Consider the following 14,863-nt stretch of genomic DNA (forward strand, 5'->3'; position numbering starts at 1 on the left):
AGTTATATTGTTTTTTTTCAAAAATAAATCTACAGTTTTTTTAAAATGCCATAAAATTATTACATGGGTATAATGGACTTGCAACAAAAAGTGGACAATTTTTCTAAGACCTATGTTACATTATTAAATTGATAAAATTCTTGTTCTACTTTATATGGAGTTTTATATTCCAAAAAGGAATGTAACCGTTTCCTATTGTACCATATTTCGATGTACTCAAAGATAGCAGTTTTATCCTGCTCTATAGTTTTAAAATCATCGTCATAAATAAGTTCTACTTTTAAGGTTTTAAAGAAAGACTCAGCTACGGAATTATCCCAACAATTCCCTTTTCTACTCATGGATTGGGTTACCAGAGGGATAGATTTTATAATGTTCTAAATGCTTTTGAGGCGTATTGTATTCCTCGATCCAAGTGAAATATTAAATTCATATTTATATTGCGCTTACTTACAGCTATTTTCCAAGCAGGAATAATGGTTTGCTTGGTATGCAGGCTTGTACTTAATGACCAACCTATTACTTGTCTGTCAAATAAATTAATAATTGTTGTCAGATACAGCCAGCCTTGATGGGTTTGAATGTAAGTGATATCGCTAACACAAGCTGCATTTAATCGGCTTGGAGTAAAGTTTCTGTTCAATAAATTTCTACAAACAGTATAGTTATGATTGGAATCTGTGGTAGCCTTAAACTTCCTTTTATGTTTGCTTACCCAATGGTTCGTTTTCATAATTTTAGCTACTCTACGTCTGGATATACAGTACCCTTTACGTTTTAGATGTTCCGCTATTCTTGTGGAGCCATAACGCTGTTTATTTAGTTCAAATTCCTTTTTTATTAAATCTGTAAACAGGCTATGTTCCAATGCCCGTTTTGATTTACCAGCCGTGTACCACCTATAAAAACTGCTCGTACTTACTTTAAAAACTTTGCACATCCACTCGGTGGGGTATAAATTTTTGTAACTGGCTATAAATCCATAGACTTTCCATCGCTTTTGGAGAAGATGTGCAAGGCCTTTTTTAATATTTCAAGTTAAAGTCCCTTTTCTTTAAGGACTTTGCGTATTTTTTAAGCTCTAGCGCATCATCGGGTATGGGCTTTTCTGGTTTAGTAAAATAGCTGTTTGGGCTGCCTTATGCCATTTATAGATTCTTTGGACTTCGATGCCTAATTGGTTAGCTAATTCTTAGATATTTTCCCGCTGGTAACTTAATCGAACAGCTTGTTCTTTTAGTTCAGGACTGTAATAGCGTTTTTTCATGTTTCTAAGATATTTGTTTTATAACAAAAAGTCTTAAGTTATATGTCCCAATAAAGTTAGCTACTCCAGAGGATGATTGTATTGATTCTGACTTATGAAAAATAACCGGTTTGAGTCCCGTCCGGGTAACTACTCGGGACATCTAAACCATAAGTAAAAACTTATAGATATTTATTCAATTCTAACGCTTCTGTAAGATTACTAAAACAAAAAAAAGCTCAAAATCATTGATTTTGAGCTTTTTAATGTGTGACCCCAACAGGACAAATTTCAAACCATTTTATGCAGGATTTGAAGAAATTAGCCTACTTTATGTAAGATAAGTTTTCGCTTTAGCGGTTTAGATGTCCAGTTGGGGTCATAGTAATTTTTTGTATCAAAGCTGCGGCAAGTCAACAATATAGTAACAGCGGATAAGGACCTGAAAAAATGAGTGAATATCTTCAGGCTGATGAGTTTTGTATAGCGGCAAAAATATTTAAAAATACAATGATGGAAAGCACGTGCGCTTATTGCATTTCAAGCAACAATGTTCTAACATTTTATTATTCCATGAATATCACAGGCAATGTCTCTTCGTGTTACAGTCTTAGAATTACCGATTTTAATTAATGGAATATTAAATAGTTATGAATTGCCTTTCGTTCTTTTTACATTCATAGGATGAATTTAAAAAAAGGAAATTATGAAGGCATTATGGAAAGGGAGCATCAGTTTTGGCCTGGTACATATCCCGATAAAACTCTATAGCGGTACCCAATCACACCGTTTAGCATTGGATATGGTCCGTAAAAAGGATAAATGTGCAATTCAGTACGTTCGCGTTTGCAAAAAGGATGGCAAGGAAGTATCCTGGGAAGATATTGCAAAAGGATATAAAAAGGAAAATGGCGATTATGTCATTTTAGACAAGGACGATTTTGCCAAAGCCGCTCCTGAAAAAACACAGTCTCTTGATATTTTTGAGTTCATTAAAGAAGAAGAGATTCCTGCTAAATATCTTGAAAAGCCATACATCACCGAACCGGCCAAAGATGCAAAAAAGGTTTATGCCCTTTTAAGGGAGGCACTGCGCAAATCAGGAAAGGTTGGCCTTTGCAAATTTGTAATGCGCACTACCGAGCACCTTGGAATCCTAAAGGTAGAAGAGGATGCCATATTGCTGATACAGATACGGTTTGAAGATGAACTTCGGGATCCGGAAGAAGCAGGCCTTATTCCTAAAAATTTAAAAATTGACAGTAAAGAACTGTCCATGGCTATGAATATCATTGATCAGCTGACAGGTACTTTTGACCCTACAAAATATAAAGATACCTATAAGGCAGAACTGATAAAGATGATCAAGAAAAAGGCATCGGCTAAAAGCGGAGCAAAAGAGCCTGCACCACGAAGAAGAAAAAAAACGGCTGAAGCGAAAGATGATTTGCTTGAGCAGTTAAAAGCCAGTCTTGCAGCAATAAAAAACTAAGCCATGATGAAGTTATCGGAATACAATAAGAAGAGGGATTTTAAAAAAACGGCTGAGCCCAAAGGCAAGGTGAAGAAATCAGGGGAAGTATTGCATTTTGTTGTGCAGAAACATGAAGCTTCACACCTGCATTTTGACTGGCGGCTTGAAATTGATGGTGTGCTGGTGAGCTGGGCCGTGCCAAAAGGCCCCAGCGCCGATCCTTCGGTGAAAAGGCTGGCTATGCAAGTTGAAGATCACCCCATGGATTACATCGATTTTGAAGGTACTATACCTAAAGGCCAATATGGAGGAGGCACGGTGATGGTTTGGGATACTGGTAACTATATGGCCGAAGGCGCCGATACAGTTTCCCAAAGTAAGAAGCTGATACAAAAAATGCACGATGAGGGCAACATTAAAATAATCATGCAGGGTAAAAAGCTGAAAGGTTCATATCACCTTGTACGAATGAGCGGTAAAAAGGAGGAATGGCTGCTTATGAAAGGTAAAGATGATTTTGCCAATAAGAAAAATTTTGACCAGCACTCCGTACTAACAGGAAGAACATTAAAGGAAATTGAAGAAGATAAAAGCTCTGATACCTGGGAAAGCAATAAGAAAGGAGCTAAAGCCAACAGTGGCGATAAAAGCCACATTTTGACTGAAAACAATGAGGCAGAACTATCTTTTACTGCTGAAGATCTCGCTGATGCGAAACGGAGGAAAACATTCCCTAAAGAATGGAAGCCACAGCTAGCGACGTTAACCGATGAAGCATTTGATGATAGTGACTGGATTTTTGAAAATAAATACGATGGATATAGAGCTTTAATACAGATTAATGGTGGGAAAGTCAACCTTGTGTCACGAAATGGGCTTTCATTCAATAAAAAATATAAATCGCTAGTCGATTCATTTCTAGTTATTAAGGATGATATTATGCTGGACGGCGAGATCGTAGTTGAAGACTCCAAAGGTAAAAGTCATTTTCAGTGGTTGCAGGATTATGAGGAAAGTCCCGGTAGAGGTAAACTTAAATACTATGTGTTTGATATATTATATTTCAATGGTTATGACCTTACCGCATTATCATTATTACAAAGAAAACATATCTTAAAAGCAATATTACCTGAATCTACAACTATTTTGTATTCTGATCATATTATTGGCAAAGGTAGACAGGCACTAAATAAAATTGCAAAGAGAGGCGGAGAAGGAATCATTGCAAAGAAACTGGACTCTTCCTACCATGTAAACAAACGTTCTAAAGACTGGCTTAAGATAAAAGTCACCAAAGAGCAGGAAATGGTTATTGGTGGGTATACCGAACCTAAAGGCACCCGCAACAGATTTGGTTCGCTGCTGATAGGTTATTACGATAATGGCAAATTGATCTATTCGGGTAAAGTAGGTACGGGATTTAATGAGGCATCATTGGAAAAACTGCATAGTTCACTGATGAACATTGAAACCACAACCTGCCATTTCGCTGAAAAACCAAAAATTCCTAATGTACATTGGGTAAAACCTGAACTCGTGGCACAGGTGAAATTTACTGAATGGACTGCGGGCGGGAGTATGCGGCATCCGGTATTCGTTGCGTTACGAACGGATAAAAAAGCTAAGGAAGTACTACGGGAAAAACCGCTCAAAAACACAAAAAATACTGAACAACATAATGATGTTAGTAAGAAGGATTTTAAATCTGACAAAGTAGACATCACAAATCCTGACAAGATATTCTGGCCCAAAGAAGGCTACACTAAAGGCGATGTCATTGCATATTATGATGTTATGGCTGACTATGTTCTAAAATATATAAAAGATCGTCCCCAATCGTTACGACGAAATCCTGACGGTATTAAAAATCAAGGATTCTTTCAAAAAGATATGTCTGGGAAAACTCCAAAATGGGTTAAGACCAGAAAGCTTACATCTTCTTCGGACGGTGAATCTGTTGCATACCTGATCTGTAATGATAAAGAAACACTTCTTTATATGGCTAATCTGGGGTGTATTGAGATCAACCCCTGGAGCAGCCGTATTGGAAGTATTAATAATCCTGACTATATCATTTTTGATCTTGATCCCAATAAAGCATCATTGCAGGATCTTATCACTACGGCAAAGAAAGTAAAGGAAATATTGGATAAGCTCAACATAAAAGGCTATCTCAAAACTTCAGGCGGTAAGGGTTTACACATTTTCATCCCCGTAAAGCCAAATTATACCTATCGGTTAACCAGGGAGTTTTCGCGTTTAATAAGCGAAACCGTTTACAAAGCCCTGCCGGATATTACGAGCCTGGAACGGATGCCTAAAAAGCGCATAGGCAAAGTTTACCTTGATTTCCTTCAGAACGGCAAAGGCAAAACGATGGCCTGCGCATATTCGTTGCGCCCGCGCGAAGGAGCGACCTGCAGTGCGCCTCTGCAGTGGAGCGAGCTCGATCATGATTTTGATATTAAAAACTACAACATTAAAACCATGCCCCAACGTATAAGGGAAAAAGGAGACCTATGGAACGATTTTTTTAATGATGCCATAGACCTTAAGGCGGTATTGGATAAATTGAAAAAGTAAAGGATACAGGAGAGAAATATCCTTATAAATAGCGCAGCAATAGTTTATAAAACCTTTAACTGAGCTTTATTATTATGATAGTGAGGGTTGTTGTAATTTAGAAGATCAACTAAAATTACACTATGAAAAAAGATAAAGCAGAAAAAGGCACATCAGCGCAGCTGGAGGATCCTACGGTCAAATATCCTCAACCGCCCTTTAAGAAACAGCAACAAAGCTGGCCTGGATTGGCCGCGAACATGGAACCACGTCCCGATCATGGGGAAAGTTCCTACCAGGGTTCGGGCAGGCTTGCAGGCAGAAAGGCGCTTATCACCGGGGGCGACTCGGGCATAGGAAGGGCAGCAGCAATAGCTTATGCCCGTGAAGGTGCTGATGTAGCTATTAATTATCATCCTGATGAGGAACAGGATGCTCAGGAAGTCGTTGCCCTTATAAAGGAGGAGGGGCGTATAGCAATTGCCCTACCGGGAGACCTTCGTGATGAATCCTTCTGTGAGACACTTGTACAAAAAGCGGTAGAAGGCTTGGGCGGGCTTGATATTTTAGTGAATAATGCCGCGCGCCAGCAAACCCAGGAGTCGATACTGGATATCACTTCTGAAGCCTTTGATGCTACCATGAAAACTAATGTCTATGCCCCTTTCTGGATTACAAAAGCGGCTTTACCCCATTTAAAACCGGGTGCGTGTATAATAGGTACCACTTCGGTGCAGGCACAGGATCCCAGTCCGGAATTGTTTGATTATGCCCAAACCAAGGCTGCTACCACCAATTACATTCGTTCGCTCGCAAAACAGCTCGGACCGAAAGGCATCCGTGTCAATGGTGTAGCACCGGGCCCTATCTGGACACCCCTGCAGGTAAGCGGCGGAGCAACCATGGAAAAGCTGAAACAGTTCGGGGGTGACACACCATTGGGAAGGCCTGGCCAGCCTGCGGAGCTGGCCTCACTATATGTTGAGCTGGCCGACAATACGGGAAGTTATTCCACCGGTCAGATTTTCGGCGCGGCAGGAGGTGGAGGACAGCCGTAAATATTCAACGAAACGATTTGTGCCCACACAGCGTGTAACATTTTTGCAGAATCTTGTAAATAGTGTTAAGTAAAATCCTATACTTTTATATTGTTTGCATTTAATCCCAAGCCATTCCGTTATGAAAGTATTCCACTTTACGCTGTTTATAGTATTCACTTTATCCCTTTATTCCTGCCATGGAGACCGGGAGGATGAGGCAACCAGTATCCAGTACCGCATAACGGCGGAAGAAACCATACTATCAGAAGCAGCCTATCGGTCTGCTGATGGTTCCATCCGTATTGCACAAGGTCTGGATGGCCTAACGTTATGGCATACTACTGAATTCGTTTCCGATGATTTTGATGCCCATTTAAAAGCTACATTCGACAATGTTTTTGCATCGGGAAAATCGTATAAACTCTGGTGTTTTGTCGAGGGAGAGTTGGTTTTGCTGAAGGAAGGCATAGCCCCACCAATGGAGCGTACCACAGTAGAACTTAATTACTCGCATCAATAATAAGGAAAGCCTGGTAAAGAAGTGTTCATAAAAGCTGGCTCTCTGACTCATTTGCAGTGCTTCCTGTTTTTACTTTTTTGATACTAGTAGAAGGGTAGTGCAACGCAAAAAGGAGACATTGAGAATTAAATATTAATCAAAATATAAAGGAAATGAAAAACTCACGCAGAGAACACGCAAAAGCGCGCCAATCCATAAGAAAGAAAAACCGTATCATACATGTTATTGAGGCAGCGGTGGTACTTTGCATTTTAGGGCTTATCATCTGGAGTATATTCTAAGAGATTTTTCATATTACATACTATTCCAGGGATGTGATAAAAAAAAAGGGGCTGTCTCAGTATTGAGACAGCCCCTTTTTACAGATGTTTAGTTTATTATTCATTCAGATACGTTTCACGCTCCCAAATCCTGTGTTGTCCTAATAGGTCGGTAAACTGATCCGTAAAAGCTTTTATACTATCCTTGTTAATCAATACTCCAGGCATTTCAGTGCTTTTAGGTAGTTCCTGCCCGGGAACAATAGTTGTTTTTTCGATAAGGTTCTCCATTCCATTGTCGAAACCGATAACCTTACAGTGCCTGTAAGCGTTATTGATAAATTCAATTACATTATTGTTTTGCAGCAATGCAGCATTGTTTTTTGAATCGGGAATGTACACCGCATCAAACACTACGGAAGAAGAAGAGAAAAACGCAAAATCAGCCTTGATTTCCTTTCCTGTATCTGTTTTTACACTGCCTGGGGTAGGAGCTATGATTTTCGCAGCTGCACCTTTTGCTTCCAGTGCTTTTTTAAGGGCAGTAAGGGATTTTTCGCTTACCCCGTCCCCGCACAAAAAGGCAACCTGCCTAGTCTCAATGGTTTGGGTAACCGTAGGATTTTTGATCATGCTCAGGGCATCGCTGGGCTCATAACCTTTACCAATACGTTTTGGCTCATGTTTTTTTTGATCGGCATCTGCACCAACACCTTTATTCATGGGTTTCTCCGGTGTGCCCGGAACAGTGAGTCCCAATCCTTCAGCCACTTTTTTTGCCAGTGTCTTATTTACCTGGCTTAAAAGGCCGAGCATACGTTTACGTATAGCAACCGTTTCCACTTTACTCAGCTCAAAACGTAATGCATTGATAATATGGTTTTGTTCCACAGGTGTCTGGCTGTTAAAGAATAGGCTGGCCTGGCTGAAATGATCGGAAAAACTTTCACTTCGCTCACGTACTTTATACGCCTCCATACGCTCATAGTAACTAACGAACCCCCCTTCTGATTCTTTAGCCTGAACCGGATAGTTATCGTTTAAGGAATTAGGGCTATAATGGGTTTGGCCCACGTTGATTTCCTGTCGCATGTGCCCGTCGCGCTGGTTGTTGTGCATAGGGGCAACAGGACGGTTTATGGGAATCTCATGAAAGTTGGGGCTTCCCAGTCTTGAAAGTTGTGTATCAGTATAGGAAAACAGCCTGCCCTGCAATAACGGGTCGTTGGTAAAGTCGATTCCCGGTACTACATGACCGGGATGGAAAGCGACCTGTTCAGTCTCGGCAAAGAAGTTATCGGGGTTGCGGTTCAGTACCAGTTTTCCTATTGGGGTCACCGGCACCAATTCTTCAGGGATTAGTTTGGTTGGATCCAGAAGGTCAAAATCAAATTTATGTTCGTCCTCTTGCGGAACAAGCTGTACACCAAATTCCCATTCCGGGAAATTGCCCATTGCGATGTTATCATAGAGATCACGCCTGTGGAAATCAGGATCGTTACCTGATATTTTTAACGCCTCGTCCCACACTACTGCATGGGTGCCGAGTTTGGGTTTGAGGTGGAATTTTACAAAAGTAGATTTGCCCTGGGCGTTTACAAAACGAAACGTATGGATACCGAAGCCTTCCATCATCCTTAAACTGCGCGGTATGGCTCGGTCGCTCATGGCCCACATGACCATATGCATCGTTTCAGGCATTAGCGATATAAAATCCCAAAACGTATCATGCGCTGACGCCGCCTGAGGGATCTCGTTATGAGGCTCAGGTTTTACGGCATGTATAAGGTCGGGGAATTTCATGGCATCCTGTATAAAAAATACAGGAATATTATTTCCTACCATATCAAAATTGCCTTCCTGAGTATAAAATTTTATGGCAAACCCACGCACATCGCGGGCCATGTCAGTTGATCCCCTGAATCCCGCTACCGTAGAGAAACGCACAAAAACAGGTGTTTGCACACTTGTGTCATTTAGAAAGGCAGCTTTGGTATATTCGCCAACGTTACCATATGCCTCAAAATAACCATGAGCACCAGAGCCTCGGGCATGGACGATACGCTCAGGGATACGTTCATGGTCAAAATGGGTGATTTTTTCACGCATGATAAAATCTTCCAACAACGAAGGGCCACGCTCTCCCGCTTTTAAAGTGTTATGGTCATTGTTTATTCGGACACCCTGATCGGTGGTAATGTAGTGACCCTCATTATATTCCCTGTTGCGTTCCAGATCCTGAGATTTCAGATCTTTTTTTTCACTGTTTTTGCCTGGTTTGGTATTGTCTTTTTTCATAGATGGTTATTTAGTAAGGTGTACAATTTTAGATTCTTTAGTGATTGCAAGAAGCTTTTCCGCTGCCTTGTGGTTGTTTTGCTGTACTGCCAGTTCAAGCGCAGTAAGGCCCCGCATATCAGTCAGATGAGGATTCGCCCCGTGGGCTAGTAAGAGATCGGCCATGGCGTTGCGCCCAAACATGACAGCAAACATCAAAGCTGTCCCGCCACCAGCGTGCTGCGCATCAATGCTGGCCCCATATCGTAGTAGCTGTTCTGCCACGTTGGGATATCCTTTGAAGCTGGCACCCATCAGGGCAGTGTTGCCACCCTTGTCCTTGGCATCAGGATTGGCTCCCGCCTCAAGCAAAAGGGCTACTGCCCCGGGCTGGTTATTATAAGCGGCGATGATAAGGGGGGTAAAACCCCGGTCATCTTGTATATTCAGGTCAGGTTTATGTGTGAATATCTCTTGGAGCACCGGCAGGTTTCCCTGCCTTGCTGCTGCAAAAAGGGCTTGTGTAATTGTATCCATGGCATAATTTTTTAATGGTAATCCAAGTTACAAAAGGCTGATTTATAGTGTACTTAATATTATACTTAAGTTATCATAAATCTTTCTTAAGTGGTTTTCGATGTGAGGCTTTTAAAGATTGCGGTTTGTAGCAACTGTCACCACAATTTTACGGATAGCTTATAGCAGCATGGGTAAAGGCGTGTGAATGAAGGTTAAAAACGGCTAACAAGTACATTATGATTTTATACAACTCTTAATATATTTTATGGCATATAACTAAAATTTACTTCATGTCTTTTTTAAATTAGAATGTCTCTAAATTATATAAGTATATTATTTTTTAAAAACCGTGGAGGGAAAACTGTCGTAAATGATTTACAAACCGAATCATTATAACCAGTATGAAAATCAAAAAAATCCTTTTTATCCTCAGCGGGATAATGATACTACTGCTTGCCGTTCTGATCTTCCATATTATAACTGCAAAGCCTGCTTCTTACGATAATCCTAATTTACAGGTTAGCAGGATTGACTTTGAGTCTGATATCGACTCCCTGCAGGCAAAACAAATCTGTTCCGATTTACGAACTATTAAAGGTCTTACCTCAGACTCCATTATTGTGAAAAGAAATGTCGTAGTGTATTTTCACAATAATAAAGTCACCGACTCACAGAAAGTTTTTGACGAGCTTATGTCTAGGAGGCACTATCGCGCCAAACGCTATATCCTGCCGCCTGGCATGGCAGCCAAAGAGGTTTGTCCCGTAGATCAAAGCAGTGCCGGGTATAAACTGTCCAGAAAAATCAATCAATTTTTTAATTAACCATTCTATACTTTTATTATGAAAATTTACACAAAAATCACTTTAAGCACGTTGCTTATTTCTTCGGTAGCCTTCACCTCATGTAGCAATGACGATGATACCCCGAAAGGTGTTGAACAAGCCACAATCTATGAGAGGCTGGGGGGGACTACCATGGTTGCCGACCCGGATAATGAAGGCCAGATGATAGAGCAGGGGCGCTTGAGTTTCCGTAAGGTGGTCAATTCAACGGTAGGATTAATTGTCGCTGATATCCAGGCGGATGCACCGGGGAATCTACAGGTACATTTCGCTCCTCTTTTAGCTGAAACCGGAACTACCCAGGCTACCAATATTGCCAAGCTGTCGGATAACCTGACCGATTTCTTTTCGTTCAATACCGGGGGAACCAATCCTGTCAACACCTATTCCGGACTCGACATGGCCTCTGCGCATAATCCTGCGGTAAACCCGCGTATGGGCACAAAAGCAAGCGATGCTGACTACACTAAATTTGTAGGCTATGTAGGTGCAGCAGCTAATGCTAACGGAGTAGCGTCCGATACAGAACTTTATACTGATATTGTTGCTGTTTTGGAGTCACTCAGAGCACCGATAGTTCAAAATTAATTCTTTCTTAGCAGGGCATTTTTCGTCTCTGAGCCAGTACTGATGAAAAGAAAAAGTGCAGCCGGAATTGCTTAAAAAGACAGCCGCAGTAAAAAAAGAAAATCAATTTAGGCTGACATTTCCCTTGCCCAATGGTAAAACGCACAGGAGATATGTAATTCACCGATTGTATTTTGGCTTTGGTACTGAAAGGCTTAAAGGGCAAAACGCGGCCTTTGATATGTTTTTCTTTCCAAGGCTTCCGCAGGCGACGTATAAGACTAATGCACGTTATATTAGAATAAACCGGTAGTAAAATATGCATTTTAGGTATTTATATATTTTAAAACCCTATTTTTGGGAATGATAAATTTTTAGTGGGGGCTAAGAAAATTATCGATTCAAAAGGCGGCAATCCAAAAGATTGTTGCCTTTTCTTTTATATAGAACTATGCCTGTCAGGATGTTTTCAATTAGCTTTTATGGCAACGTGGTCTGGAAACTGTTTTCAGTTTTAAGGTTTTTATATCAATTATTTATGATCGTAATTGAGCTCTTTAAAAGCCAATAGGTGGTAAGGGAAGGCATCGCTTTTTATGTTTGGACCGGGGCTGTTGAGCGGCAAAAGGCAGAACGGAAAAAAAAGTAAAAATAAACTTACGCTATATATTATTTACCTTTTATTCCTTTTCATGTAGACCCCGTAATACTACTTTAGTGGCCAAATAAATGCATGCCTTTGGCTGTATCTATCAGCAAAGGGCACCTCCCCCAGTGCCCTTTGCATATTTTTATGGCTTTTTGTTCCTTGCACCTTAACCCTTAAATTTACTATGAGATAAATCAAGCTTTAATAATTGTTCACCGGAAAATTTATCCTTCGTTCAAAGATCCATAAAATTTTCATGACGTCTAAGTATAAATTTAAATCGCCCCGGCAAGAATTTGTAAATATGGGGAAAGACCCTTCAACCCCAAACTGGTGCAATTTTTTAATGGATTTTGCCAGGCAGCGTATTCACTGTGTCTGGCGCAATACTGATTTCTTTGGCATGCGCTACCAGTATAATCCTTTTACAGCCGACCTCTTGCAAATGAATTGCAGCGCATCCGGGGAAAGGGTTTCCATTAAAATTGAGGGCCAGCAGATATTGCTTTTTATTATGTTAGAGGGTAGGGTTTGGGCAGAGTTTACTTCAGCAAATGTAGTTCCTTTTGCAGGCGGAGAATTTGTTGTAGCGGATGGAAATTTGGGAGAGATAACAATAAATCTAGGAGAAGGCATCAACAGTTTTATGATAATTACTATCGAAAGTGAGTGGTATCGGGCAGTATATGAAGATTATTTTGCTGCCGGGTTTAGCGAAAACAGTACATCACAGGAAAGGCTAACGGAGATTTTCAAATGTAGTGCGGGGCATAAGGCTGAAAAGTGGATCAAAGCCATTTATCGTTTTTCACACCTTGGAGTAAATGCTGTTGATGGCAACCTGGGGATGAATATCGCCCTGCTTCTGGAGTACTATTTCAAACGTCTTGAAAACCATTCTGATGGCCTTGCGCATAGTGTTAAGCACTACTTAGATCAGAACTATCGTAACCAGGGGTTGAGTGTCAGGAGTGTTGCTGACCATTTTCACGTTACCGAAAGAACACTAAGGAATCACTTTAAGAAAGAGTTTAATCAGAATATCCATCGCTATTATACCCAACTCCGAATGCAGGCAGCCCATGAGCTTATCAGCGTTAAAGGTTTTCAGGCCAAGGATATTTATGACAAGTTGGGATACAACGATGAAAGTACCTTCAGGTATGCCTACACCCGGTATTTTAGAAGAAAATAAAACGCTTTGAAAATGGGTGCTGTCGTATCCCATATATACTCCATATAACCTTTTGGCACAGCTTGAAATACCCAGTGGTCTTACTGCCATCCTTATTTTTGTTAAGTATATTTCCGTTAATATTGGCCGGTGGAGTCTTAAACGGGTCAGAGTCTGCCGCATTCACTATGAGATTCATGTAATTGTAAAACTTTTGCGAATTGCCACGAATTGTAGTCCAGATCTTGTTGCCAGGTTTTAAATCTTCATGCGAATAATCAGATTTTATTATATCGCAGTTAGTTAATTGTTTAATCCTGTTGAGATAATTAGTTGGGACATCAAACCATAACTATAAACTTATAAAAAATTTAATAACTTGATATTTTTGTAAGTTTATAAAAACAAAAAAGTGCTAAATCTTTTGATTTAACACTTTTTTAAGAGTGACCCCAAATGTACAAAATCCAAACCATTTTATGCAGGATTTAAAGAAATTAGCCTATTATCTGTAGGATAATTTTTAGAAAACATGCAAAACAGCGGTTTGGCTGTCCTGTTGGGGATTGCTATCGTTAGATGTTAATTCTCATGATCTGTGGGGTCTAATTACCTAATAGAGAAATATCCACTTTTTGTAACATTGCCTCAAAATCCGCTGCAACATTTGTGCGCAACGAGTTGCTTTTTATATTTTGAATGTATTGATCACTTTTATAATTCCACAAGTACATCTCTTCTTCGAGATTATACTTATCATTGGATGACATAGGCAAATGGCATATCTCACCGTAAATTTTATCGCGCAACCTTATTAGAACAATAGGTTCGGTTTCGCGGAAAAACTCTTCAATCAATTTCTTTAATATTATTTTTTTGTCGGATTTATTCATAGCAAGTTGTTGTTTGTCTGTTAAGGTGCGCCATTAAATGCCCAGAATTACATTGTGCCGTTATTTCATATCCTTTTTCGAAATCCTGAAAGCGCTAATTTTTCAGTGTTGCACTTTTCTCATAGGTAGATGGCTATGATAGATATGTGCTGTATGTGCAGGGTAGCCCATGCGTAATATATTATTTCGTTATTACCAGCCCTAACTACCAGATAACAAACAGTAACAATTAAACTACTACTGCCTATGGTTGTTAAAAGGTAAACACCTGCTTATTTATATGCAGGTGCTCTGTAATTAGTGTTATAGTACTTTATGCAATGACCACGTTTGTTGCATTTGGCCCTTTACGGCCTTCTTCCACATCATAACGGACTTCATCATTCTCACGAATACTTTCTTTCAGACCCGAAACGTGCACAAAGATCTCGCTGCCTCCGTTATTAGGAGTGATAAATCCGAAACCTTTTTCTTCATTGAAGAATTTTACTTTACCTTCTTGCATTTTTTTAATATTTAATTTGAATAATTTTAATTTATCGATTTGTAACGAATCACGATCTATTCGACGAGATTTTAGGTGTAGGCTTATAGGTAGGTGTTAAGGCATCCGGCGGCGTATCCGTAAAATGCCCATTCCTATCGACATAGACAATCATACTCTCAAAACCTTTGCCCTTATTGTTACTCGTCTTCCTTTCCTGTCGCTTCTGCGCCTTTTGCTTCTTTATTAAAGTTTTTTTCTTGTTGTTTTCTTTCTTAAAAAAAGAATCTGCCATATGTAAAATGATATTAAACTTGATAATTATACTGCATAGTTTCAATCTTCATTCGGAA

General features: G+C 40.0%; 15 protein-coding genes. 8 read left to right on the plus strand and 7 right to left on the minus strand.

Going from position 1 to position 14,863, the window contains the following annotated elements:
• Positions 1 to 110: 110 nt before the first annotated feature.
• Both ACFSR3_RS10915 and ACFSR3_RS10920 read right to left on the minus strand, forming a co-directional pair.
• Complete coding sequence (locus tag ACFSR3_RS10915) at positions 111 to 341, minus strand: transposase (protein WP_379820994.1); 231 nt, start codon at positions 339 to 341, stop codon at positions 111 to 113.
• A gap of 26 nt (positions 342 to 367) precedes the next feature.
• Positions 368 to 1,030: an IS3 family transposase gene (locus ACFSR3_RS10920; RefSeq protein WP_379821588.1), complete on the minus strand. Its 663-nt coding sequence runs from the start codon at positions 1,028 to 1,030 to the stop codon at positions 368 to 370.
• Between the two features lie 922 nt (positions 1,031 to 1,952).
• Between ACFSR3_RS10920 and ku the strand changes: the two genes are divergently transcribed.
• The 5 genes from ku to ACFSR3_RS10945 all read left to right on the plus strand — a co-directional run bounded on the left by ku (position 1,953) and on the right by ACFSR3_RS10945 (position 7,123).
• Positions 1,953 to 2,738 carry a non-homologous end joining protein Ku gene (ku, locus tag ACFSR3_RS10925; RefSeq protein ID WP_379820995.1) on the plus strand — a complete coding sequence of 262 codons (786 nt, stop codon included), beginning with the start codon at positions 1,953 to 1,955 and terminating at the stop codon, positions 2,736 to 2,738.
• A 3-nt stretch (positions 2,739 to 2,741) separates the two neighbouring features.
• Positions 2,742 to 5,303, plus strand: a complete 2,562-nt coding sequence (gene ligD / locus ACFSR3_RS10930) for a DNA ligase D (protein ID WP_379820996.1) — start codon at positions 2,742 to 2,744, stop codon at positions 5,301 to 5,303.
• Positions 5,304 to 5,542: 239 nt separating this feature from the next.
• Complete coding sequence (locus ACFSR3_RS10935) at positions 5,543 to 6,340, plus strand: SDR family oxidoreductase (protein ID WP_449267419.1); 798 nt, start codon at positions 5,543 to 5,545, stop codon at positions 6,338 to 6,340.
• Between the two features lie 121 nt (positions 6,341 to 6,461).
• Positions 6,462 to 6,842: a hypothetical protein gene (locus ACFSR3_RS10940; protein ID WP_379820998.1), complete on the plus strand. Its 381-nt coding sequence runs from the start codon at positions 6,462 to 6,464 to the stop codon at positions 6,840 to 6,842.
• 152 nt (positions 6,843 to 6,994) lie between these two features.
• The gene (locus ACFSR3_RS10945) at positions 6,995 to 7,123 is read left to right on the plus strand and encodes a hypothetical protein (protein WP_379820999.1); all 129 of its coding nucleotides are present in this window, start codon (positions 6,995 to 6,997) and stop codon (positions 7,121 to 7,123) included.
• A 96-nt stretch (positions 7,124 to 7,219) separates the two neighbouring features.
• Here ACFSR3_RS10945 and ACFSR3_RS10950 read toward each other — a convergent pair whose 3' ends face one another.
• Complete coding sequence (locus tag ACFSR3_RS10950; RefSeq protein WP_379821001.1) at positions 7,220 to 9,400, minus strand: catalase; 2,181 nt, start codon at positions 9,398 to 9,400, stop codon at positions 7,220 to 7,222.
• Between the two features lie 6 nt (positions 9,401 to 9,406).
• Entirely contained in the window at positions 9,407 to 9,916 is a 510-nt protein-coding gene (locus ACFSR3_RS10955; protein ID WP_379821002.1) for an ankyrin repeat domain-containing protein, read from the minus strand.
• A gap of 383 nt (positions 9,917 to 10,299) precedes the next feature.
• Here ACFSR3_RS10955 and ACFSR3_RS10960 point away from each other — a divergent pair, with 383 nt between their 5' ends.
• The 3 genes from ACFSR3_RS10960 (at position 10,300) to ACFSR3_RS10970 (ending at position 13,154) form a co-directional block, all read left to right on the plus strand.
• Entirely contained in the window at positions 10,300 to 10,722 is a 423-nt protein-coding gene (locus tag ACFSR3_RS10960) for a hypothetical protein (protein ID WP_379821003.1), read from the plus strand.
• Between the two features lie 18 nt (positions 10,723 to 10,740).
• Positions 10,741 to 11,331: a hypothetical protein gene (locus ACFSR3_RS10965; RefSeq protein ID WP_379821004.1), complete on the plus strand. Its 591-nt coding sequence runs from the start codon at positions 10,741 to 10,743 to the stop codon at positions 11,329 to 11,331.
• A gap of 974 nt (positions 11,332 to 12,305) precedes the next feature.
• Positions 12,306 to 13,154, plus strand: coding sequence for a helix-turn-helix transcriptional regulator (locus ACFSR3_RS10970; protein WP_379821005.1), 849 nt, complete (start codon positions 12,306 to 12,308; stop codon positions 13,152 to 13,154).
• A gap of 584 nt (positions 13,155 to 13,738) precedes the next feature.
• Here the strand turns inward: ACFSR3_RS10970 and ACFSR3_RS10975 are convergent.
• From ACFSR3_RS10975 to ACFSR3_RS10985, 3 genes are all read right to left on the minus strand, one after another.
• Positions 13,739 to 14,026: a hypothetical protein gene (locus tag ACFSR3_RS10975; RefSeq protein WP_379821006.1), complete on the minus strand. Its 288-nt coding sequence runs from the start codon at positions 14,024 to 14,026 to the stop codon at positions 13,739 to 13,741.
• Positions 14,027 to 14,339: 313 nt separating this feature from the next.
• The gene (locus tag ACFSR3_RS10980) at positions 14,340 to 14,531 is read right to left on the minus strand and encodes a cold-shock protein (protein ID WP_379821007.1); all 192 of its coding nucleotides are present in this window, start codon (positions 14,529 to 14,531) and stop codon (positions 14,340 to 14,342) included.
• Between the two features lie 49 nt (positions 14,532 to 14,580).
• Positions 14,581 to 14,805, minus strand: coding sequence for a hypothetical protein (locus ACFSR3_RS10985; protein ID WP_379821008.1), 225 nt, complete (start codon positions 14,803 to 14,805; stop codon positions 14,581 to 14,583).
• Positions 14,806 to 14,863: the final 58 nt, after the last annotated feature.

It is taken from the genome of Flavobacterium suzhouense (genome assembly GCF_042684765.1).
Taxonomy (GTDB): domain Bacteria; phylum Bacteroidota; class Bacteroidia; order Flavobacteriales; family Flavobacteriaceae; genus Flavobacterium; species Flavobacterium suzhouense.